Below are 21,459 nucleotides of genomic sequence, written 5' to 3'. Positions count from 1 at the left end.
GTTTTTAATTCAATTTTTTCGCGTTGTTGAGTTGTTGGATATATTTCACAATCATTTGTTTTTCTGATTCTCCTCCTTTTTTAGTTGCATAGTGCTTTAAGGCCTGTGGGCAATATTGTTGCGCTTTTTGATAATTATAAACTCGATCTTCTGGTTCAGCGTAGGCATGGCATAGATGGAAAGTAGATTCAGTTTGTCCTAAGTCCGATGCTGTATGCCAAAGTGTTAGTGCTCTTTGACGATTTTGGGTTACACCAAATCCATAAAATAATAAAAAGCCTAGATTATTCATGCTGTCAATTTGGAGCTGATTAAATTTTGCATTTACGGGTCTAATTTGAATTGTTTTCGCCCATTGGGTGGCGGCTAAGGAAAATTCTTGATTTCTATAATGGCACGTCCCTGTAAAGAAGTGTTGTGTTATGGAAGACTCTTGCTTAAGTTGTAAAGTGCTGATCGAACAGTCTTCTTTTGCAAAGCAATTTGTAGTCAATAAAATGCTGGAAAGCATTGCTGTATATACATAAATTTTCATGAGTTTTACTTTTTAAGTGTGTAATATTCTAAGGAGTAAGCTAAGTACATGTCATATTGTAAAAGAAATGTCACGAAATAATCATTAAAATGTCAAAAACTTAGCCTAATCTATTCAAAAATGAAGAGATTAGGTATCGTATGAATAAACCGTACGCGAACACCTTGCAATTTAAACAACAAGATTTTCCCGATAACTTTAAATTTTATTTTAATCCAAACAAGAAAAAAATCGATACGAATAAAGACCAGCTTATTCGTGACTTATCCCGACCTCGACTAAAAATTGCAATCGTGACTGAAACATGGCCACCAGAAATCAATGGTGTTGCTTTGTCTTTAATGCAACTGTGTAAAGGCTTACAAAACCAAGGCCATAAAATATTACTAATTCGCCCTGCACAAAAGACCCAATGTCAAGACTTTAGCCCAAATAAAGAGTGTTTGGTGACTGGGCAATCAATTCCGAAATATCCAGACATGAAGTTTGGCTGGCCCCAATTTCTAAAAGTCTCTCAAGCGATTTCAGCATTTTCACCTGATGTGGTGCATATCGTGACTGAAGGGCCTTTAGGCTTTACTGCGCTGCATGCGGCAAAGACACGACGAATTCCGGTATCAAGTGGTTTTCATTCACAATTCCAAGAATTTAGCCGTTTCTTTGATTTAGCATTCTTGGTCAAACCAATTCAAAGTTATTTGAGATGGTTCCATAACGCAACGCAACTGACCTGTGTGCCAAGCCGTGATACAGAACAAGCATTACGTGAGTTTGGTGTGACCTGTCCATTGGTTGTGGTCGGGCGAGGAATTGATACTGAACGGTTTTCATCACAACGCTACTCCGAACAGTTGAGACAACAGTGGGGTGCAGATGAAGACACCACAGTCTTGATCTATGTTGGGCGTTTGTCTTCTGAAAAAGAAGTCAATGTGGTGATTGATGCCTATTCTGAACTGCGACAACAAGCACAACGAAAAGTAAAGTTGGTGCTGGTAGGGCATGGTCCAGATCGTGGTCGTTTAGAAAAAATGCCCGGTGCTGAACATGTGATTTTTATGGGCAGTCTAACTGGCACACAACTTGCTGAAGCCTATGCGAGTGCAAATGTTTTTGTTTTTGCAAGTCAAGTAGAAACCTTTGGGAATGTCGTTATCGAAGCGATGGCGAGTGGCTTACCGATTATTGCTTATGACTATGCCTGTGCTCAACTTCATGGCAGACATGCACAGAATGGCTGGTTATGTCCAATTGGAGACATCAAGCAATTCACTCAACATGTATTAGATATTCCAGATAACAGCACACTCAAACGTTTCGGGCAACAAGCGATGCATGATGTGCAAAGCATCGGATGGCAACATCCCGTACAACAATTCGAAGAAGCACTATACCAGGTAACGCAGTATGCAAAACGACTGACCTAGTTCATCTCAAATAATGAGAGGAGAGTGGAAAATGAATTTTAAAAATACCAAAATAAAAATGCTCGATCTCGACCTTAGAGGTTGTTTATATCTCAATAATTTATCGCATACCCAAAGTATTGCGACGTTCTTTAAAACTGTGAGCCGTTTGGGAGATGGTCCTTTCTGGTGCGCAATGTTGGTTCTGATTTGGCTACAAAAAAGCTGGATCTATGGTCTGCAACTTCTTTATGTCGTTGTTATGGGACTTTTAGGAACAGGAATTTATAAGTTCTTAAAGCATAAAACAGTGCGACCACGACCTTATCAAGTTCATCAAGTCATTATTCTGGGTGAACGACCATTGGATCATTTTAGCTTTCCGTCAGGTCATACGTTACATGCGGTCATGGTCACAATTGTGTTTGGTTATATTCAGCCAGTGATGTTGTTTATTATGATGCCTTTTACCATTCTTGTGGCGTTATCGCGGATGGTTTTAGGTCTGCATTATCCAAGCGATGTCATTGTTGGCGCACTGATTGGTGCAAGTGTCGCGAGTTTGATTGTGTTAAGCGCACCATATTTAGGAGTGATGTTATGATGGTTTACTTACTGCTGGTCTGTAATTTTATTTTTAAAGAATCTGATGATTTTGATCATCAAGGTTTTAACTTTGAATAACTGACTCAATTCAATCCGTCTTGTAAATTAAACGCTTGAATCCGTGGTGAATCTTGTAAATGTCTAGAATGATTTATTTCTGAATGAATTGAGATTTGATACAGTAGCAGAATTAAATTGAGCAAAGGAAGACCTGATATGGGCTTACGTTGGACAGATACAATTGATATCGCAATTGAACTCAGTGAAGCGCATCCAGATGTGGATCCACAATGGGTGCGTTTTACCGATATGCATGCATGGATTTGTGCATTGCCAGAATTTAGTGATGATCCAACCAAATCGACTGAAGGTCTGCTAGAAGCCATTCAAATGGCATGGATTGATGAAGCGAATTAATGGCTTGAGATGTTGCTGAATGATGCTAAACGTCACAGCGCATCGAAAAATCCAAATTTTTTACAGATTAAAAGCAGAAAATTGTTCATTATTCGGTATAATGCGCCCAAATTTTCGTGTCAATTTGACTAAAGGAGCCACTCATGGCTATTGAACGTACTTTATCTATCGTAAAACCAGATGCAGTTGCTAAAAACCACATTGGTGACATCTTTGCTCGTTTCGAAAAAGCTGGTCTTAAAATCGTTGCGACTAAAATGAAACACCTTTCTAAAGCAGAAGCTGAAGGTTTCTATGCTGAGCATAAAGAACGTGGTTTCTTTGGTGACCTTGTTGCATTCATGACTTCTGGTCCTGTTGTAGTATCTGTTCTTGAAGGTGAAAACGCAGTTCTTGCTCACCGTGAAATTCTTGGTGCTACAAACCCTAAAGAAGCTGCTCCTGGTACAATCCGTGCAGATTTCGCTGTAAGCATCGATGAAAATGCTGCGCATGGTTCTGACTCAGTTGCATCTGCTGACCGTGAAGTAAATTACTTCTTCGCTCAAACTGAAGTTTGCCCACGTACTCGTTAATTCGACGTATCTAGGGTCTTTTTTTCTATACGAATAAATCTCCGATTTATGAATTGATAACAGACCCGAAACCAGATAGGTGATATACTACTTGTCTGGTTTTTTTATTTTTGTTGCTTTATTTGGCTAAATATTGGTCAATATGTTTTATTACTACGGCATGATTTAGGTAATCCCCATGAATTCTGAAGTTGTCGCTTCATCGTTAAATCTAGATGAACAGCAGCCTGCATCATCAAAATCTGCACAGGCTGATCGTATTCAGACTGCAAATGTGCAGAAAGTGAATTTACTTGGCATGTCACGTCCGCAATTGGAAAAATTCTTCGAAGAAATCGGCGAGAAAAAATTCCGTGCTGGGCAGGTAATGAAATGGATGCATCAATTTTTTATCACTGATTTTGCTGAAATGACCAATATTTCAGGAAAGTTGCGTGAAAAACTAGAAAGAATTTGTGAAATCAAAGCGCCGGAAGTAGTGCATCGTAACTATTCGAAAGATGGAACCCGTAAGTGGGTATTCCGTGTTGGCGATGGTGCGGGCTCTTTGGTTGAAACGGTATTGATTCCGGCAGAAGATAAAACAGGTTTACGTAAAACACTGTGTATTTCATCACAAGTGGGCTGTGCTTTAGATTGCTCATTTTGTTCAACTGGAAAACAAGGTTTTCAGCGTGATTTAACCCCTGATGAGATCATTGGACAGTTATGGGTGGCCAACTATTCTTATATGGAAGAAGTACCTGTTGCTGAACGTGAGCGCTCGGTAACCAATGTGGTGATGATGGGAATGGGTGAGCCATTACTCAATTATGACGCTGTATTGAGCTCAATGAATATCATGTTAGATGATTTCGCTTACGGAATGTCTAAACGTCGAGTTACATTATCAACCTCAGGTGTTGTACCCAAAATTGACCAATTGGCACAAGATATAGATGTGGCTTTGGCGATTTCTTTACATGCGCCAAATGATGAATTACGTAATGAATTGGTGCCGATTAATAAAAAATATCCATTAGCACAATTAATTGCTGCATGTCAGCGTTATATTGCCAAAGATGGTAATGAAAGTTCTCGTAAACATGTCACCATTGAATATGTAATGTTGGAGGGTGTGAATGATCATCCTGAACATGCACAGCAAATGATTAAGTTACTGAAAAACTTACCAAGTAAAATTAATTTAATTCCATTCAATCCTTTTCCGCATGCGCCATATGGCCGTTCAAGTCGAAATCGTATTATTTCTTTCCAAAAAACTTTGTCTGATGCAGGTTTTGTGTGTACGATTCGTCAGACACGTGGTGATGATATTGATGCGGCGTGTGGGCAGTTGGTCGGGCAAGTGGCAGATCGTACCCGTCGTGCAGAGCAGTGGAAAAAGAAAGTTGCTGAACGTGGTGAGATTATCCGTTCATAAGCTTAAAGATTTGTAGGCATACATTTATATCAACAAATAAGCAGGGGCTGACTTTGAGAAAATCGATGTATCAAAAAGCAGTTGTAATATTGGCAATTGGTTTATCTGCATTGGTCGTACAGGGTTGTCAAACGACAAATTCAGACACAATAATAAAAAAAGATCCTGAAAAAGCCGTTAAAGTACGTACTCAGCTTGCTGCTGAATATATCCGTACAGGTGATTTAGATGCTGCAAAACGTGCATTAGATCAAGCTTTAGAAACTGATTCACGTGATTCAGCGGCAAATATGATGATGGGTGTCTTACTGCAACAAGAAGGAAGTAAGATTAGTCTGGAAAAAGCGGATGGCTATTTTAAGCGTGCGATTTCCAGTGACTCAAAAAATGCACAAGCTCGTAATAATTATGGAACATATTTATTTGTTACTGAGCGCTATAATGATGCGATAGAACAGTTGAGTATAGCTGGTACTACGCTTGGTTATGACCAACGTTACAAAGCTTTAGAAAATCTAGGTCGAGTTTATTTAAAAGTAGGTGATGTGGCAAATGCTGAAAAAGCATTCAAACAAGCTTTACAAGTCAATCGCGATTCGATTATTTCTCTGGTAGAGTTATCAGAGATTTTCTATTTGCAACAAAAAAGTGTACAAGCAAGTCAACTCTATGAGCAATATGTTCGTTTAGTAGGTCAGGACTAACAAGGTGCTAGAGCACTTTGGATTGGTTTACGTATTGCACGTGCCAATAATGATCAGATGGGAATGCAAGTGTTGGTGAACCAACTACGTGCATTATTCCCGGACAGTAAAGAATATCAACGTTATCTGCAATTACAGTACAGTACTGAGGCCGTATGGAAGTAAATCCTAATTCACAGCAACCTACAGGTTCAAACGTAGCATCTAATGGCTTAGGAAATGTTCAACGTCCAGGTGAGTACTTGCGTCAAATTCGAGTCTCCAAGAACCTAGACATTAAAGATGTTGCAAACGAACTAAAAATGCCTGTAAAAACCTTACAAGCATTGGAACAAGATGAGTATAAGTCTTTGCCAGAAGCAACCTTTATTAAAGGTTATTATCGTTCATATGCCAAGTTTTTAGGTGTTGATGCAACAGTAGTCATTCAGCGTTTTGATGAAATTTATCAAAATGATACAGGGCTTTTACCAAATCATGCATTGAACAATTCCCCAATCAAAATTATGGGGAAACTGCCTGGCTCAAACAGTGATCGTAATAAAAAGTGGCTAAAGCGAATTTTAATTGCCATTGTTGCGATTGCTGTGATTTGGGCTGTGATTGCTGGAATTCAAAAAATAACATCGGGTAAAAGTACTGATGTAGATAGCAAACCACAAGAATCAGAAGTAGAAGTGTTGAATTTAAACAATGCTACAGCAACTTCAGGTGATCAAATGGTGTTGAATTTCAGTCATCCTACTTCTGTACATATCGTAGATAGTACAGGAAAAGTTTTGGCGACTGGTCGTCAGTCGGCTGCTTTAACTGTCAATGGCCAATCACCATTCCAAATTCGCCTTGATGATGCAACTGCTGTGTCATTAAGCCTTAATAATGAACAGATTTCATTGTCTCCATATACAGTGAACGGAAAAGCAGAATTCCGTTTGTCACGTTAATGGGCAAGAGTAGATAAGATCATGATTGAGAATCCAATCAAGCGCCGTCCCACTCGTAAAATACGTGTAGGTTCGGTGTATGTCGGTGGTGATGCACCTATCAGTATTCAAAGTATGACCAATACTGAAACCTGTGATGTAGATGCAACAGTTGCGCAGATTCAACGCTGTGCGGATGTGGGTGCGGACATCATGCGTGTTTCTGTACCGACTATGGAAGCTGCTGAAGCTTTTGGTGAAATTCGTAAACGTGTCACTGTACCATTGGTTGCAGATATTCATTTCGATTATAAGATCGCTTTGAAAGTTGCCGATATGGGTGCGGATTGTTTACGAATCAATCCAGGTAATATTGGTTCTGAAGCTAAGATTCGTGAAGTTGTTGCAGCTGCACGTCATCATGATATTTCCATGCGTATTGGTGTCAATGCAGGGTCTTTAGAAAAAGATATCCAAAAGAAATATGGTGAACCAACAGGTCAGGCTTTACTTGAATCTGCAATGCGTCATATCGATATATTGGATCGTTTAAATTTCCATGAGTTTAAAATTTCAGTAAAAGCATCAAATGTATTTTTAACAATGGATGCTTATCGCTTATTATCTGCTCAAATTGATAATCCATTACATTTAGGTGTAACTGAAGCTGGGATTTATCGTACCGGTTCAGTGAAATCTGCGATTGCTTTAGGTGGTTTGCTGTTGGATGGCATTGGTGACACCATGCGTATATCATTGGCAGCTGAGCCTGAAGAAGAAGTAAAAATTGGTTTTGATATTTTAAAATCTCTGAGCCTTCGGTCAAATGGGATTAATTTTATTGCTTGTCCAAGCTGTTCACGTCAAGAGTTTAACGTGATTAAAGTGATGCAGGCTTTAGAGGAACGGTTAGAAGATATTCGTACCTCAATGGATGTGTCTGTCATTGGTTGTAAAGTCAACGGTCCGGGTGAAGCAAAAGAAGCTGATATTGGTATAGTCGGTGCAAGCCCGCGCTCACTCGTGTATCGTAATGGCGAAAAGAGTCACTTAATAGATACAAATCAGTTGGTTGATGAAATCGAAAGCATGGTTCGTCAACGTGTTCAAGAGCTTGAAAAAGCTAAAGCTAAAGAGATTATTCGTAGTTCATCATGAGTTCAATTGTCGCAATTAAAGGTTTTAATGACTTTCTTCCATCGCAAACACCTGCGTGGAGACGTCTTGAGCAGCACTTAGCATCGCTTATGGATGCATACGGTTATCAGCAAATCCGTTTGCCAGTGGTTGAACATACCAACTTATTTAAGCGTTCAATTGGTGATGCCACTGATATCGTTGAGAAAGAAATGTACACTTTCTTCGATAAGGGTAATCCACCTGAATCTTTAACTTTGCGTCCAGAAGGCACAGCGGGTTGTGTACGTGCGATGTTGGAACATAACTTACTCCGTGGTGCAAATCCGCGTGTGTGGTATGTTGGACCGATGTTCCGTTATGAAAAACCGCAAAAAGGTCGTTATCGTCAGTTTCACCAATTTGGTGTGGAAACTTTTGGTGTGGCGACACCTGATCAAGATGCTGAACTGATTCTTATGACTGCACGTTTATGGAAACGCATGGGTGTTGCGGATAAAGTTCAACTTGAATTGAATACGTTGGGGGAGTCGGATGAACGTGCAGAGTATCGTGCTGCGTTGGTTGAGTTCCTTACTGCACATCACGCTGATTTGGATGAAGATTCACAACGTCGTTTAACCACCAATCCATTACGAATTTTAGATTCAAAAGATATTCGAACTCAGCAAATTCTTGAAAATGCACCAAAATTGCATGATTTCTTAAAAGAAGAAAGTTTGAATCATTTTGCTCAATTGCAACAGTATTTAACTAATGCGGGTATTGAGTTTGTCATCAATCAAAAATTAGTGCGCGGTTTAGACTATTACAACAAAACTGTTTTTGAATGGACAACCACACATTTAGGTTCTCAAGGAACAGTATGTGCGGGTGGTCGTTATGATGGTTTGGTTGGACAGCTTAAAGGTAAGCCGGATCAATCTGTGCCCGCAGTTGGTTTTGCCATGGGTATGGAGCGTTTATTATTGCTTCTTGAACAAGTTGAAGATAATACGCCAGTGCGTGAATGCGAGTTATTCTTGGTATCAGATCCAGCAACACAAGGTCAGGCTTTGGTATTGGCTGAACAAATTCGTGATCAACTTGAAGCTCTAAATAGTACAATTCGTTTGAAAACAGGTTCACAGGGTTCAATGAAGAGTCAAATGAAGAAAGCAGACCAATCTGGTGCTATCTATGCTTTGATCTTTGGAGAGCGTGAGGCTGAAGCACTACAAGTTTTAGTCAAAGAACTTGCGACAGCAGAACAATATGAAATTAAGGTCACTGAAATTGTGCCTTTCTTCATAGAAAAATTTTCGTCAAAATAAGCCGATAATCATAAGGAAAAGGGGAGTCAAATGAGTGCAATGACTGATGATGAGCAACTGGATAGTGTGAAGTCATTTTTTAAGAAATATGGCTCAGCTATGGTGACAGGTGTCCTCATTGCATTGATTGCCTTTTTCGGTTGGGAATATTGGCAAAAGAAAACTCTGGCTGAAAATCAAAATGAGACAGCCAAAGTTCAGCAATTGATGGATGAGGCGAGAGCAGCTAATGGGAATGCTAAAGTTACTGCAGCTTTAGTCGCATCAGCAGATAAAATTGTGAAAGATAATCCTGATTCAGTTCAAGCGATCCAAGCACAAATTGTCATGGCAAAAGTTGCTTACGATAAAAATGATTATGCATTGGCTGAGCGTGAACTCAAAAAAGTTGAAAATTCTAAAATTAAAGATGCTGGTTTGTTACAAGTTGTAAAAATAAAACTTGCCGATGCACAATTGGCGCAAAAGAAGTTTGATGAAGCTTTGAAAACCTTGTCAGCTGTGAATGATCCTGCTTTTCAGGCCAGTGCTGACGAGTTGAAAGGTGATATTTATGTGGCAAAAAATGACACCGAAAATGCAAAAAAATCGTATCAAGCAGCATGGAATGCGGTCGTTGAACGTAAACAAGAACGTCAAATTTTACAAATTAAACTCGAAAGTGTTGGCGTATTAGTAGAAGATCCTGATCTTGAACGCCCAATTTTAGCAACACAAGTGGATGAGTCTTAATGGATAGAAATTTTAAAATACCTTTTGCTTTAGCAATCTTATCAATCGCTTTAATCGGCTGTTCAAGTAATAAGACGAAAGAAGTGAAGATTAAGCCTAATCCACTGCCTAAAGTTGCACAAGCCTCGAGCTTGGTTCAAGTATTTTCGACCAGTGTATCTTCGACCAGCAGTGAAGATGCATTACGTCTACGTTTAGATACAGACAATGGTGTTGTGTTTGCTTTAGATCCAAAAGGCGAAGTGGCTGCCTATAAAGGTAAACAGCGTCTATGGAATGCTAAAGTGACCAAAGACGGCTTAAGTTCTGGTGTTGAAGCGGCAGATGGCGTGGTTATTGTGGGTAACCAAAAAGGGCATGTTTTTGCATTAGATCAAGCGACAGGTGGGACCAAATGGTCTGCGCAATTGTCGGGAGCAATTATCAGTTCTGCTTTGATTCAATCTGGTCGTGTGATTGTGGTTGCAAATGACGGTACAGTTTATGCCTTAGATGTTGCGACAGGTCAGCAAGCGTGGACTTATAAATTACCAAGCGCTTCATTTAGCTTAAGAGGCCAAGCCACTCCAGTTAGTCTAGATCCACGTACAGTGCTTATCGGTACCTCTACTGGCTATATTTTTGCAATAGATAGCCTTGCGGGTGTACCGCGTTTACAACGTCGTGTTGCGGTATCTGAAGGGCGTTCTGATATTCAGCGTTTGATTGATGTGGACAGTGAGCCTGTTGTTTCAGGACAGTATGTGGTTACGACAAGTTTCCAAGGTCAAGTCACTGTTCTAGATTTGGCTTCACAACGCGTTTTGTGGAGTGAAAACTCAAGCAGTATCAACCGTCCAGAAGTGACTGATGGTAAAGTCATCGTATCGCAAACTGATGGTCAGATTATTGCTTATGACTTGATTACAGGTCAGCAACTTTGGAAAAATGAGCAACTGCTCAATCGTAACTTAAGCAACCCTGTATTGCTCGGTTCAAATCTTGTTGTGGGTGATTTAGATGGTTATTTACATCAAATTGATCCAAATACTGGAACAACTTTAGGGCGTGCTAAAACCAGTGGTGAAGTCCGTACTTTGAGAGTGATTGACAATCAAGTTTATGTTTCGACACGCAAAGGTGCTATGAGTATCTGGCAAAGTCGTTAACAGTTAATCAACAGACACGATTAGGATTCTCTATTTTTTTAGTCTTGTGTTAAAATAGAGCAATCCGTATGAATTCCATACACGGGGTGATTGAAAATCAATACCCCGTGTTTTTATTTTAGGTTTTTCCTATTCTTCTTCCTATACATTTCTGATGTTCAGACCAGTCATACTGGCTGATCTTGAATAAAGGTTATTTTATGAAACCCGTAATTGCGCTCATTGGTCGTCCAAACGTCGGCAAATCAACGTTATTCAACCAGATTACCAAGAGCCGTGATGCACTCGTTGCTGATTTTGCTGGTCTTACCCGAGATCGTAAATATGGTGATGCAACTTATGAAAATAAATCTTTCATTGTCGTTGATACTGGGGGTATCGGTGAAAATGAAGGTGGTATCGACTCATATATGGCAGAGCAGTCCAAAACTGCGATTAATGAAGCTGATATTATTGTTTTTGTTGTCGATGCACGGGCTGGGCTACTGGCTTCTGATGAGCAGATTGCCCGTGAATTGCGTACACTTGGTAAAAAGGTTTACTTGGTTGCCAACAAAGTCGATGGTGTGCACGCTGAAGCTGCATTAGTTGAATTTTATAAACTTGGTATGGGTGAACCCTTACAAGTTGCGGCAAGTCATGGCCGCGGTGTTCAACAAATGCTTGAGGATATCTTGGTGGATGTCCCTGAAGATGAAAACCCAGAAGAACACGATAAGGCAACAGGTCTACGTTTAGCAATTATTGGTCGTCCAAATGTCGGAAAATCTACTTTGGTTAACCGTTTGTTAGGTGAAGATCGTGTTGTCGCTTTTGACCAACCAGGTACAACTCGTGACTCGATTTATATTCCGTTTGAGCGTGATGGTCGTCAATATACCTTGATCGACACTGCTGGTGTACGTCGTAAAGGTAAAGTTGATGAGATGATTGAGAAATTCTCAATCGTAAAAACCCTACAAGCGATTAAAGATGCGCATGTCATTGTAGTGGTTTTAGATGCACGTGAAGGTGTGGTTGAACAAGATCTACATTTGATCGGTTATGCACTCGAAGCTGGTCGTGCCATGGTGATCGCCATTAACAAATGGGACAACATGACTGAGTATGATCGCAAACAATGTAAATTAGATGTTGATCGTCGTTTTGACTTTATTCCTTGGGCAAAAGTGCATTTGATTTCTGCTTTACATGGAACAGGTGTGGGGGAGATGTATCCAACTATTCACCGTGCTTATGATTCATCCCACTTAAAAGTTTCACCTGCAAAATTAACCCAGATTTTGAATGATGCAACTGAAGCACATCAACCGCCAATGATCAGTGGTAAACGTATTAAAATGCGTTATGCCCACATGGGTGGACAAAATCCACCAACGATTGTGATTCATGGTAATAAGGTTGATAAGACCCCTGCGGATTATCGTCGTTATTTAGAAAATGTCTTCCGTAAAGTGTATAACCTTGAAGGTACACCGGTTCGCGTTGACTTTAAAACAGCTGAAAATCCATTTGAAGGCCGTAAATCTCAAATTGATGAGCGTGTTGCAGCACGTCGTCGTCGTTATGTACAGAAATTTAAAAAGGCTGAAAAGAAATTTAGAAGCTAAATTTAGCGTTGAACACATTAAAACCCAAAGTGATCTTTGGGTTTTTTTGATTTAAGATAATGAAAAATGTTTGGGAATGGATTGTGAATCGTATTATTCAATTGGATGTTAATTCTATTCAAAATATTCTTCCGACTTACCATTCGATCGATCGAAAGGGGCAGATCCAAGAACTGAAACAGGCGATCTATCAATATAGAAACCAATTATTGTCCGATATTTTTTCAGTTGAAATCAGTAACCACTCTTTTGAAAAAACAGATTTTGGTAAACCCTATTTAATTGATTATCCAAAGTTTCACGTGAATCATTCACATAGCCAGCACCATTATGCTTTGGCGAGTAGCCAGCAGATCCAAGATTTGGGTGTAGATGTTGAGGACTTAGATCGAAAGGTGCGCTTTGAGGCTTTAGCTAAACATGCTTTTCATCCCCAAGAATATCAGGCTTGGCAAGCGTTAGACTTTGATCCTACTTTTTGGTTTAAGGTGTGGACCACAAAAGAGGCGATTTTAAAAGCATCGGGCCTAGGGATTCGTTTGAGTCTAAATGAGCTAAATACTGGAGTGCATGTGATGAATGATGGTGGGATCTCTACGCATCCGTTATTGGGCAGCTTTGCCTATCAAAATCTCCAGCTGAGCCGAGTCATGCTTACGGTGGCATGGCGTTCTGAATTATCCTGTAAGGGTTTTGCATTTCCACAGATTCAAGTCATTCAACATGGCTAATTAAAGACCGTATAGACGTTTTCATTCTGCATAACATATAAATTGCAACAACGTTATTCCATATTGGAGTGTGGCATCTATACGTCTAAGTGTTGAAATTTTCAACCTTAAGCCACCTGTATTGCAAATCGGCATTATTTAATAAATCCAGTTAAATGTAAGCTGCTTATCTTTAAATAAAAATAAATAGTACTCGATCACGAACAAACAATCTTGCTAGTCGTGTGTACTTTGGAAGCTATATTTTTTACATAAAAATTAGTTTATTTCTCCATGAAATTCTCTATACTTGATAAATTAAATGATAATTAAGTAGCGAAAATACTAATTATTGTGAATTTAAAGCGATGAAAAAGCGATAGGTTAGGATTAATTATATAGTGCGATTTAAATACTTCATCAGCTTAATTTGCATCATATTTTTTTATCCAAATTTTAGTTTTGCTTCAAGCTTAGAAAGTGATCTTGCTGCTTTTAATCTCATTACCAACTACGAGCTTTTATTCTTTGGTGGAATATTTGTCATTCTGATGCAAGCTGGTTTTGCTGTAGTTGAAGGCGGATATGAAAATACCTATAAGTCAATTTCCGCATTATTGGTTAATTATATTTCAGCAATTTTAGGAACGCTTATTTTTGGTTTCTTCTGCGCAAAAATTCTCCTTGCAGGTGATGCCTACTCCGAAAAATATATGAATGGCATGCTACATGGCTGGCATTGGAATTTATTGTTTTTTTATACTTTGATGGCCACGACAATAACCACTGTAGTTGGACGAGTGATTCCGAGTAAAGTTCCTTTATTTGTAAACTGGATAACCGGTTTAATGATCGCAGGTGTGATCTTTCCGTTCTTTAGTAGCTGGACCTGGGGCAATATCTTATTTGGCAAGGGCTGGTTAAAAGAATTAGGCTTTATTGATTTTGCAGGATCAACTGTGGTGCATTCCACTGCGGCTTGGATCGTTTTGGCGGGATATTTAACCTTAAAACCTCACGACCGACAAGAAATCTTAAAAAAAGATTTAATCTTTGAGGATTATAAGATTTTATCTTTGGCATTGGCTGGTTTTATTCTTTGGCTGGCGTGGTCAGGTTTAAATGTGGTTTATATCTCGGCATTTTATGCGGATATTGGGTTAATTGTTGTCAATGCTTTTGCTGCACTCTTTGGGGCAATGGTTGCATCCTTAGTTTTTTCTTTGGTATTGAATAATAAAATTATTTCATGGGTTGAAATGATTAAAGGTGCTTTAGGTGGTTTAGTTGCGATAACGGCAAGCTGTGGCTTGGTGAATTTATCTTCAGCATTGATTATTGGCTTAGTCTCAGGCTTATTGACCATATATTTACCTCGTTTTTTGGCTTATTGGATTGATTCTAAACATATTCGTGAAGTTGTTGTGGTACATGGTGTTTGTGGAGCATGGAGGACACTGGCTGTTTCTTTGACAGATAACCCCGTGATTAATTTAGCCAACAAGGCCAGTGTTATCGATCAAAGTATTGGGATTGTGGTAAATTTTGTGTGGAGTTTTGGCGTTGCATTCTTATTATTTAAACTGATTTGTAAATTGCGTAATACATACTAAATTAAGGATTCAAAAATAAAGCTTTGAAAAAAGCCAAGCACTAAAAAAAGCGACATAAAGTCGCTTTTTTTATATTTAAGTTCTGTATTAAAAGTTAGGCAACACTTTCAGGTGTCGCACGCCATAAACTTTCCAGATCATAAAATTTACGTGCTGTTGGTAGCATCACATGTACGACTACAAATCCTAAATCGATAAGGATCCATTCAGCGTCTCGTTCACCTTCAACACCAATTGGGCGAAAGCCTGCTTTACGTGCTTCTTCAGCAACATTGTCAGCAAGTGCTTTAACATGGCGTGTTGATGTCCCGCTCGCGATGACAATTGCATCTGAAACGTTGCTAATAGCGCTGACATCAAGTTGAATAATATCTTTGGCTTTTACATCAAGTAGAGCTTCTTGTACGACTTTTAAACAAGTCTGTACATCTTCATTTTGAGTGTTCATTGCAAGTTCGTGAGAATTAGAAGCGCTGGGCGATGGTTCTAAATTCATATAAGGTATATTTTCCAGAAAATATCTCACCTTCTAATATAGCGCTTTTGTCTAAAAAATACAAATTATACAATGCAATCGTTTGCCTAAGTACACACTGATTTAATAGCTATGGTTGTTTGAAAAATATTTTTCTTTCCATGCAAATGACTGATTTGAATGAGATTGTGGTTTGTATTCTGCTGCAATAAAGCCTGTGTAGGCGCTTTGTTTTAACCATGAAAAAATTGCAGAATAATCAATTTGTGCGGTATCTGGTTCGTGACGACCAGGGCAGTCAGCAAATTGGATGTGCCCAATCCAATCAATATTTTCTTGTAAGGCTGCCAGTACATCTTCGCCCATCATCGCCATGTGATAACAGTCAAATTGCATTTTTAATGCAGGATGCTGTACTGCTTCTAACATTTCTTGGCCTTGTGCAATATTTTGAACTAAGAACCGTGGCATGTCTGTACCATTAATCATTTCAAATACAGGCTGAATATCACGATTAGAGAGCAGATGACAAGCCAGTTTTAAATTGTTTGCCAATGTATTTAAACAGGGGAGTAAGTCGGCATCTTGTGGTTGTTTACCTGCTAAAATATTGACGTTTGGAACATTGAGCGCTTCTGCATATTCAATTGCAAGTTCTAAGGCTTGATGAAATGCTAGTTCTCGACCAGGCACACCAGCAAGACCGTTTCCACCTTGCATCAAGTCACCGGTGGGAACGTTGATCAGGCAAAGGCTGAGGTCATATTGTTCAAGCTGTGCTTGAATCTCTTCAATGCTTAATTCATACGGAAATTGAATTTCGACATTGTGGAAGCCATGAAGATGTGCCAAAGCAAAGCGTTCAATGAGCGGCACTTCAGTAAAAATCAAGGATAGGTTTACTGCGAGTTTAGTCATAAGAACGCTCCTTGCTATATTTGGACTCTCATCTTCAATGTAGTAGGCAATAGATTATTTTTCAACTTATTTATGTGTAGTTCCGTGTATTTTAACCCGATTTATTTTCCACTTGATGAATGACTGTGGCTAAATCAGACTCAGCAAATCCGTTGTTTTGATGGCTTTGTAATTGTCCCAGTGCACGTTGAGCCACAGGGATTTCTAAATCAAATTTTTGTGCAAGTTGAATGGCATTATTTAAGTCTTTAGAAAGCGTTTGTACTTTCCATTGTACGGGCTCAAAAGTATGTGTCGCCATGCGTGGGGCTAAAATTTGGAAAGGTTTTGAGTCGGCAAAACCACCAGCCAAAGCCGGCGCCAATAGGGTTGTATCTACACCTGCTTTACTGGCAAGCGCAACAGCTTCCGCGATCAAGGTGCTATTGGCAGCAACGATCAGTTGGTTGCAGATTTTAGTGGCTTGTCCAGTACCTGTTTCACCCATACGGGTGACACGCTGTGACAGGATATTGTAAATGAGGCTCAATGCTTGGATCACCTCAGCATTTCCCCCAGCGAAAATGACCAGCGTGCCATTTTCAGCACCTGCGGTTCCACCTGAAACAGGTGAGTCAATCCAAATCACCTGTTTTGTTGTTGCGCTTTCCGCCAGTTGCTTGGTTTTATCTACAGATAAACTGGAGAAATCCACAATCACTTGCTTGGCTTGTAAATAGGGCTCAATGTGCTCATAGACTAGCTGTACAGCTTTATCATCAGCAAGGCAGCTGAGAATAATCGGATATTCTGCAATATTCTCAAGTTGTAATGGGTGAGCACCTAGATCAATAAGGGCGTCACAAGCAGATGCTGTTCTGTTCCAGACAGCGACATGCAAGCCTGCTTGGATTAATCGGGTTGCCATACGGCTACCCATTAATCCCATCCCTAAAAATGCAATTTTACTGTTACGATCAAAATTCATTTTATAACTCAAAAAGCTTTCAATAATAATTTTGGATTATTTGTATTGGCGCGGTAAAAATTTTAATTCAGGATTTTTATCCTTTTTACGTGCAATTTGACTATTTTTACCCAAGAGTAATTTTAACTGCCAAATCTTCTCTAAACGTAAAGATTTCTGAGGTTGATGTTCCATAGCATCTAAAACACGTTTAGCAGCCATCAGCGCATCTGGCGAGCGTTGCAGCATCTCTTCTGCAATGGCTTGAGCTTTTGCCAACGGTGAGTCGTCTACATGCGTCACCAAACCAATGTCTTTGGCATAATTGCCATCAAAAATACGTGCAGTGAGAGTAAGCTCTTTGGCTAAATCAATACCAATCACGCCCTTGATTGAGCGGGTTAAGCCCATGTCAGGCACAAGCCCCCAACGGCTTTCCATGATTGACATTTTAGTCTCTGGGTGTGCAATACGAATATCTGCAGCCAATGCAAGTTGCATCCCTGCACCAAAGCAGAAACCTTCAATTGCTGCAATGACAGGGACAGGCAGTTCTTGCCAGATCAAAAATGCTTTTTGGAATAGGCTTTGACCAGGTTTAATCAGTTCCCAAGCAGCAAAGGCTGTATTTTTTGGACTATTTAAGTCAGCAAGGTCAATACCTGCACTAAATACATTGGCTTCACCTGTTAGAATCACCACACGAATACTGCGGTCTTTTTTAATCTGTTGTGCGACGCTTACCAGTTCTCGGAGTAAAGCAAAACTCATGGCGTTGCGTTTATCTGGACGATTTAATGAAACTGTTGCGATACCATTGTTTTTTTCTATGTGTAGTAGTGCCATGATCTTGACTCATTTTTTCCTTGGTCATCAGCATAGCATGTGAATTGAATAGTTACATGACAGTAGAGTCACCGAAACTGTGTTGGTGTGCCAATTGGATGGTAAAGCCAAAACAGGGTTGAAACAGCGGCTTGTATAATTTTATTGGATTTCTAAAAAGATGATTGCAATGAAAAGATCATTCTAATTCATGGTGATTTAAAGAAACAATAAAACCGTATGTAAGATAAAACCCACAGTAAACTTGGGTTTTATACAGACGATTTAAAACAGCTCAAAACGCCTTAAGAAAAGCATTTATAGAGCTGAATCGGATAGAACAGCGCTGTATTTATGAAACGGGTAAAATCTGCTGTGCAGCTGTTTCAACTTCATGAATCGCCAATTGAAGTTCATCAAAGCGTTTCATCACATCTTGGATAAAGGCTTCATCTGCTTTACGACGTTCTTTGCGTAGCATCGAAATAAATTGTTCGAAATCGCCTGTAATGCGTTGCAATTTTGGTGTGCCGACATAACGGGTTGCACCATATAAGCGATGTAAGACATGCTCTAATTGAGGGAAGTCTTCCAGCTCAATGAGTTGCTCAATTTCAGCTAGCTCTGTTGGGAAGCTGTCGACTAACATTTTTAACAAATCTTGTGCGAGATCTTCTTTATTGGCTGCTAAAGCAAGACTTTGTTTCCAATCTAGAATATAAGCATCCAGCGCTTCGATATATACTGTATTTTCGATAGGTTGCTGATGTTGAATAAATTTATCGCTTGTCCAATTGGTGAGGATTTGAATGATTTGTTCAATTTGGATCGGCTTGGTTACATAATCATCCATACCGACCTTGAGTAATTTTTGTTTTTCATCGGCCAATGCGTGTGCTGTTAACGCAATAATCGGCATACGCATACCATCTAAGGTTGATTCCAAAGAGCGGATCGCCCGCGTGGTATCAATCCCTGACATGACTGGCATTTGAATATCCATAAAGATGAGATCAAAAGGCTTCGCACCTTGTTCAACCCCTTGCTGAATAATGGTTAAAGCTTCTTGACCACTGAGTGCCTTAGTGGTTTTTACATTCAATTCGCCTAACAATGCTTCAAGCACGATCAAATTCGGTAAATGATCATCTACAGCTAAAACATGTAAATCTTGCCCTTTAAAGTCTTTGTGATGCTCTTGTTCAAAGACAGGTTGATTGCTGAGCAGTTGAATCACTGAACTACGGCTCAGTGGTTGATATAAAGGACGCGCTTTATATTCAGTCAACATATTTGGATCAAGTGACATTTGATAACCATATACCGCTAAATGACCTTGATAACGACCACGAATTTCTTTAAGTAAGGCTTCAGTATCTCCACTATGATCAACGATCAACCATGTATTTTCAGTATTTTTTTCTAGGCTGTTTAGTCTGCTAAACAGATCTAAAATCGATTGTGCTTCGGCATGTTTAACTTGATAGTCTTCTAAATAATGACGTAATACATTGGCTGTTGCAGGATGGGCCAAGAAAGACACCACATTTAAGTTTTTAAATGATGGGTGAACAATTTCTTCATCTTCATTCACCGTTAACAGGGCAGTAAACCAAAAGGTTGAACCTTTTTCAGTAGGTGCACGTTCTTGGTTATCTTCAAAGCCAATTTGACCATGCATCAAATGTACTAGTTGCTTAGAAATGGCCAAACCGAGTCCTGTACCACCAAATTGGCGAGTGACAGAAGCATCACCTTGAGAGAATGATTCAAATAGTCGTTTACGATCTGTACCACTTAAACCTATTCCACTGTCTTGCACACTAAAATGCAGTAAACATTGCCCAATATCATCATGTTCCATACGCGCACGAACAATAATTTCACCATCGGGTGTGAATTTAATCGCATTAGAAATTAGATTGGTCAGTACTTGTTTAAAGCGTAAGGCATCACCAATGACATGCTTAGGCACATTGTCTGCAAAATAGAATGCCATCTCGATATGTTTTTGCGCTGCCAATGGCGAGAGCATATCCATGACATCGAAAATTGCTTCTTCTAGATCAAAGGGCGCGGTCTCAAGTTCTAATTTACCAGCATCAATTTTTGAGAAATCGAGTACATCGTTAATCAGGGCTAATAAATGTGCAGAAGACTTGCGAATGGTCTGTAAATATAAACTTTGATCATTGCTTAAATTGTCTTGGCGCAACATCAAATGGATAAAGCCATCAATACTGTTTAACGGGGTCCGCAATTCATGACTGATATTGGCAAGGAAGACTGACTTTGCCTGATTGGATGAAATCGCCTGATCACGGGCTTGTTTATAGGTAATGTTTTGAACTTCTAAGGTGTCTAATGTACGACGTAAATCATCTTCTGTTTGTTCAGTATGTTCTTTTAGTTCAAGGAAGCTGAAATGTAGCCGTTTCACCACATTGGCAATATCACGCTGTAATAAGCGTAGTTCACCGGTACTGTTGATCACCATATGTTGATCAAGCGTATCTGCATTTAAACGTTGCAGTTGCATCCGAATTTCGTACATCGGTGCAATCCACCGTCTTGAATAGAAGTTTAGACACAATAGAAGTAGCAAAAGGGTTAGCAAAGCAGTCGTAATCAAAACGATCATGACACGATAATGTGCAATTTCTAAAGGTTGATTATCAAGTTCAATCACCAACCACATATTTTGATCAGAGTTGATGGGGTTAAGTTTAATCCCATAAATATTATTGTACTTATTTTGAACAGGCCCAAAGAATGTGCCTGATTTTGGAATTTTTGGCCAAGCACGCTGATTTTGGTAGCCAACGCTTAAATGATTGACATTATTTTCATCTATGATTGCTGCACTCAATAAATGCTTTTCGTTAAACATTTTTTGTAAAATGCTTTCAGCTTTTGCGTGTTGTGTTGGATTTTGTTCCATTACTGCGGTGAGTTGCTCAGCAGTATATTGGTAACGACTCAATATCGCGATGGCTTGGAAACGCTGTTTAGACTTGGCAGCAGCTGACGTTTCAGAAAGAACAAGTGCTGTTCCAACACCTGCCAAAATCATAATTGGCACGAAAATTAACGCAATAAGTTGACCATAAGCGTGATTGAGTTTTAAGCGTTTAAAGAGTTTTTTATTGAAATTCGACATTGTTCCAGCAACTCATTGCCCATGGCAAAGATATTAACATGCTTTACTCATCCTGCATGACAATATGACTAAAAATCTTGAGAATTGGAAATAAGTTATGCTGTTTTATAGATAACTTTATCATTTCTAATTCTAAGTAAAGTTTATTTTTTTATATGTATTTAATTTTATTCAATAAACAAAATCATGATCCCACTTAGGCTTGTTGATATATATGAATTTAGTTTGATCATTCCAAGTAAAATAAAGCGGAAAGATGTGCAGTATGTTTCTTTTTTTCATA

Annotated in this window: 19 protein-coding genes and 1 pseudogene; 14 read left to right on the top strand and 6 right to left on the bottom strand. The window is 39.2% G+C overall.

Translation table 11 applies throughout. The annotated features are described in order from the left end of the window. Nucleotides 1-4 precede the first annotated feature (4 nt). Nucleotides 5-535, bottom strand: coding sequence for a hypothetical protein (locus AC4CUY_RS18120; RefSeq protein WP_490774537.1), 531 nt, complete (start codon nucleotides 533-535; stop codon nucleotides 5-7). Between the two features lie 140 nt (nucleotides 536-675). On the opposite strand from AC4CUY_RS18120, the gene AC4CUY_RS18115 reads away from it, so the two are divergent. The 14 genes and pseudogenes from AC4CUY_RS18115 to AC4CUY_RS18050 all read left to right on the top strand — a co-directional run bounded on the left by AC4CUY_RS18115 (nucleotide 676) and on the right by AC4CUY_RS18050 (nucleotide 14,852). Further along, nucleotides 676-1,962, top strand: a complete 1,287-nt coding sequence (locus AC4CUY_RS18115) for a glycosyltransferase family 4 protein (protein WP_336953553.1) — start codon at nucleotides 676-678, stop codon at nucleotides 1,960-1,962. A 31-nt stretch (nucleotides 1,963-1,993) separates the two neighbouring features. Then, the gene (locus tag AC4CUY_RS18110) at nucleotides 1,994-2,545 is read left to right on the top strand and encodes a phosphatase PAP2 family protein (RefSeq protein ID WP_004725875.1); all 552 of its coding nucleotides are present in this window, start codon (nucleotides 1,994-1,996) and stop codon (nucleotides 2,543-2,545) included. Between the two features lie 218 nt (nucleotides 2,546-2,763). Further along, on the top strand, nucleotides 2,764-2,964 hold the full coding sequence (gene iscX, locus AC4CUY_RS18105) for a Fe-S cluster assembly protein IscX (protein ID WP_004725877.1): 201 nt from the start codon (nucleotides 2,764-2,766) through the stop codon (nucleotides 2,962-2,964). A 143-nt stretch (nucleotides 2,965-3,107) separates the two neighbouring features. Further along, the gene (gene ndk / locus AC4CUY_RS18100) at nucleotides 3,108-3,539 is read left to right on the top strand and encodes a nucleoside-diphosphate kinase (RefSeq protein WP_004725878.1); all 432 of its coding nucleotides are present in this window, start codon (nucleotides 3,108-3,110) and stop codon (nucleotides 3,537-3,539) included. A 178-nt stretch (nucleotides 3,540-3,717) separates the two neighbouring features. Next, nucleotides 3,718-4,962: a dual-specificity RNA methyltransferase RlmN gene (gene rlmN, locus AC4CUY_RS18095; protein ID WP_419327666.1), complete on the top strand. Its 1,245-nt coding sequence runs from the start codon at nucleotides 3,718-3,720 to the stop codon at nucleotides 4,960-4,962. A 65-nt stretch (nucleotides 4,963-5,027) separates the two neighbouring features. After that, nucleotides 5,028-5,831, top strand: a pseudogene (pilW, locus tag AC4CUY_RS18090) (type IV pilus biogenesis/stability protein PilW). Further along, the gene (locus AC4CUY_RS18085; RefSeq protein WP_419358835.1) at nucleotides 5,822-6,610 is read left to right on the top strand and encodes a helix-turn-helix domain-containing protein; all 789 of its coding nucleotides are present in this window, start codon (nucleotides 5,822-5,824) and stop codon (nucleotides 6,608-6,610) included. The pseudogene pilW and the gene AC4CUY_RS18085 overlap by 10 nt, the downstream one beginning before the upstream one ends. A gap of 21 nt (nucleotides 6,611-6,631) precedes the next feature. Beyond that, nucleotides 6,632-7,747: a flavodoxin-dependent (E)-4-hydroxy-3-methylbut-2-enyl-diphosphate synthase gene (gene ispG / locus AC4CUY_RS18080; RefSeq protein WP_490774536.1), complete on the top strand. Its 1,116-nt coding sequence runs from the start codon at nucleotides 6,632-6,634 to the stop codon at nucleotides 7,745-7,747. Continuing rightward, entirely contained in the window at nucleotides 7,744-9,039 is a 1,296-nt protein-coding gene (hisS, locus tag AC4CUY_RS18075) for a histidine--tRNA ligase (RefSeq protein WP_419819972.1), read from the top strand. Before ispG ends, hisS begins: the two co-directional genes overlap by 4 nt. 30 nt (nucleotides 9,040-9,069) lie before the next feature. Next, nucleotides 9,070-9,771: a YfgM family protein gene (locus AC4CUY_RS18070; protein ID WP_490774535.1), complete on the top strand. Its 702-nt coding sequence runs from the start codon at nucleotides 9,070-9,072 to the stop codon at nucleotides 9,769-9,771. After that, nucleotides 9,771-10,919 carry an outer membrane protein assembly factor BamB gene (bamB, locus tag AC4CUY_RS18065; protein ID WP_336953559.1) on the top strand — a complete coding sequence of 383 codons (1,149 nt, stop codon included), beginning with the start codon at nucleotides 9,771-9,773 and terminating at the stop codon, nucleotides 10,917-10,919. Before AC4CUY_RS18070 ends, bamB begins: the two co-directional genes overlap by 1 nt. A 200-nt stretch (nucleotides 10,920-11,119) precedes the next feature. Then, nucleotides 11,120-12,529, top strand: coding sequence for a ribosome biogenesis GTPase Der (gene der, locus AC4CUY_RS18060; protein ID WP_004725892.1), 1,410 nt, complete (start codon nucleotides 11,120-11,122; stop codon nucleotides 12,527-12,529). Nucleotides 12,530-12,588: 59 nt separating this feature from the next. Next, nucleotides 12,589-13,260: a 4'-phosphopantetheinyl transferase family protein gene (locus AC4CUY_RS18055; protein ID WP_483770616.1), complete on the top strand. Its 672-nt coding sequence runs from the start codon at nucleotides 12,589-12,591 to the stop codon at nucleotides 13,258-13,260. A gap of 380 nt (nucleotides 13,261-13,640) precedes the next feature. After that, entirely contained in the window at nucleotides 13,641-14,852 is a 1,212-nt protein-coding gene (locus tag AC4CUY_RS18050) for an ammonium transporter (protein WP_490774534.1), read from the top strand. 94 nt (nucleotides 14,853-14,946) lie between these two features. On the opposite strand, the gene rsfS is transcribed toward AC4CUY_RS18050, so the two are convergent. The 5 genes from rsfS to AC4CUY_RS18025 form a co-directional block, all read right to left on the bottom strand. Further along, nucleotides 14,947-15,348 (bottom strand): ribosome silencing factor, encoded by a 402-nt coding sequence (gene rsfS, locus AC4CUY_RS18045; RefSeq protein WP_336953562.1) that lies wholly within the window; start codon nucleotides 15,346-15,348, stop codon nucleotides 14,947-14,949. 102 nt (nucleotides 15,349-15,450) lie between these two features. After that, nucleotides 15,451-16,245, bottom strand: coding sequence for a hydroxypyruvate isomerase family protein (locus tag AC4CUY_RS18040; RefSeq protein ID WP_419358844.1), 795 nt, complete (start codon nucleotides 16,243-16,245; stop codon nucleotides 15,451-15,453). 91 nt (nucleotides 16,246-16,336) lie between these two features. After that, on the bottom strand, nucleotides 16,337-17,212 hold the full coding sequence (locus tag AC4CUY_RS18035; RefSeq protein WP_419327661.1) for an NAD(P)-dependent oxidoreductase: 876 nt from the start codon (nucleotides 17,210-17,212) through the stop codon (nucleotides 16,337-16,339). 36 nt (nucleotides 17,213-17,248) lie between these two features. Continuing rightward, nucleotides 17,249-18,037: a crotonase/enoyl-CoA hydratase family protein gene (locus AC4CUY_RS18030; protein ID WP_004725906.1), complete on the bottom strand. Its 789-nt coding sequence runs from the start codon at nucleotides 18,035-18,037 to the stop codon at nucleotides 17,249-17,251. Between the two features lie 331 nt (nucleotides 18,038-18,368). Then, nucleotides 18,369-21,176 (bottom strand): GacS-like sensor histidine kinase, encoded by a 2,808-nt coding sequence (locus AC4CUY_RS18025; protein WP_490774533.1) that lies wholly within the window; start codon nucleotides 21,174-21,176, stop codon nucleotides 18,369-18,371. Between the last annotated feature and the right edge of the window lie 283 nt (nucleotides 21,177-21,459).

The sequence above is a fragment of the Acinetobacter sp. 778_lipA genome, from assembly GCF_058242985.1.
The sequence above is the reverse complement of the archived record's forward strand: the minus strand, read 5'-3'. Positions and strand labels throughout refer to the sequence as shown.

What these genes read in the sequence shown, in the direction of transcription:
- ndk (WP_004725878.1), top strand. Translation starts at nt 3,108, where the DNA reads ATGGCTATTGAACGTACTTTATCTATCGTAAAACCAGATGCAGTTGCT.
- AC4CUY_RS18025 (WP_490774533.1), bottom strand. Translation starts at nt 21,176, where the DNA reads ATGTCGAATTTCAATAAAAAACTCTTTAAACGCTTAAAACTCAATCAC.
- AC4CUY_RS18085 (WP_419358835.1), top strand. Translation starts at nt 5,822, where the DNA reads ATGGAAGTAAATCCTAATTCACAGCAACCTACAGGTTCAAACGTAGCA.
- AC4CUY_RS18055 (WP_483770616.1), top strand. Translation starts at nt 12,589, where the DNA reads ATGAAAAATGTTTGGGAATGGATTGTGAATCGTATTATTCAATTGGAT.
- ispG (WP_490774536.1), top strand. Translation starts at nt 6,632, where the DNA reads ATGATTGAGAATCCAATCAAGCGCCGTCCCACTCGTAAAATACGTGTA.
- iscX (WP_004725877.1), top strand. Translation starts at nt 2,764, where the DNA reads ATGGGCTTACGTTGGACAGATACAATTGATATCGCAATTGAACTCAGT.
- bamB (WP_336953559.1), top strand. Translation starts at nt 9,771, where the DNA reads ATGGATAGAAATTTTAAAATACCTTTTGCTTTAGCAATCTTATCAATC.
- rsfS (WP_336953562.1), bottom strand. Translation starts at nt 15,348, where the DNA reads ATGAATTTAGAACCATCGCCCAGCGCTTCTAATTCTCACGAACTTGCA.
- AC4CUY_RS18110 (WP_004725875.1), top strand. Translation starts at nt 1,994, where the DNA reads ATGAATTTTAAAAATACCAAAATAAAAATGCTCGATCTCGACCTTAGA.
- AC4CUY_RS18115 (WP_336953553.1), top strand. Translation starts at nt 676, where the DNA reads ATGAATAAACCGTACGCGAACACCTTGCAATTTAAACAACAAGATTTT.
- AC4CUY_RS18035 (WP_419327661.1), bottom strand. Translation starts at nt 17,212, where the DNA reads ATGAATTTTGATCGTAACAGTAAAATTGCATTTTTAGGGATGGGATTA.
- AC4CUY_RS18120 (WP_490774537.1), bottom strand. Translation starts at nt 535, where the DNA reads ATGAAAATTTATGTATATACAGCAATGCTTTCCAGCATTTTATTGACT.
- hisS (WP_419819972.1), top strand. Translation starts at nt 7,744, where the DNA reads ATGAGTTCAATTGTCGCAATTAAAGGTTTTAATGACTTTCTTCCATCG.
- AC4CUY_RS18070 (WP_490774535.1), top strand. Translation starts at nt 9,070, where the DNA reads ATGAGTGCAATGACTGATGATGAGCAACTGGATAGTGTGAAGTCATTT.
- der (WP_004725892.1), top strand. Translation starts at nt 11,120, where the DNA reads ATGAAACCCGTAATTGCGCTCATTGGTCGTCCAAACGTCGGCAAATCA.
- AC4CUY_RS18040 (WP_419358844.1), bottom strand. Translation starts at nt 16,245, where the DNA reads ATGACTAAACTCGCAGTAAACCTATCCTTGATTTTTACTGAAGTGCCG.
- AC4CUY_RS18030 (WP_004725906.1), bottom strand. Translation starts at nt 18,037, where the DNA reads ATGGCACTACTACACATAGAAAAAAACAATGGTATCGCAACAGTTTCA.
- rlmN (WP_419327666.1), top strand. Translation starts at nt 3,718, where the DNA reads ATGAATTCTGAAGTTGTCGCTTCATCGTTAAATCTAGATGAACAGCAG.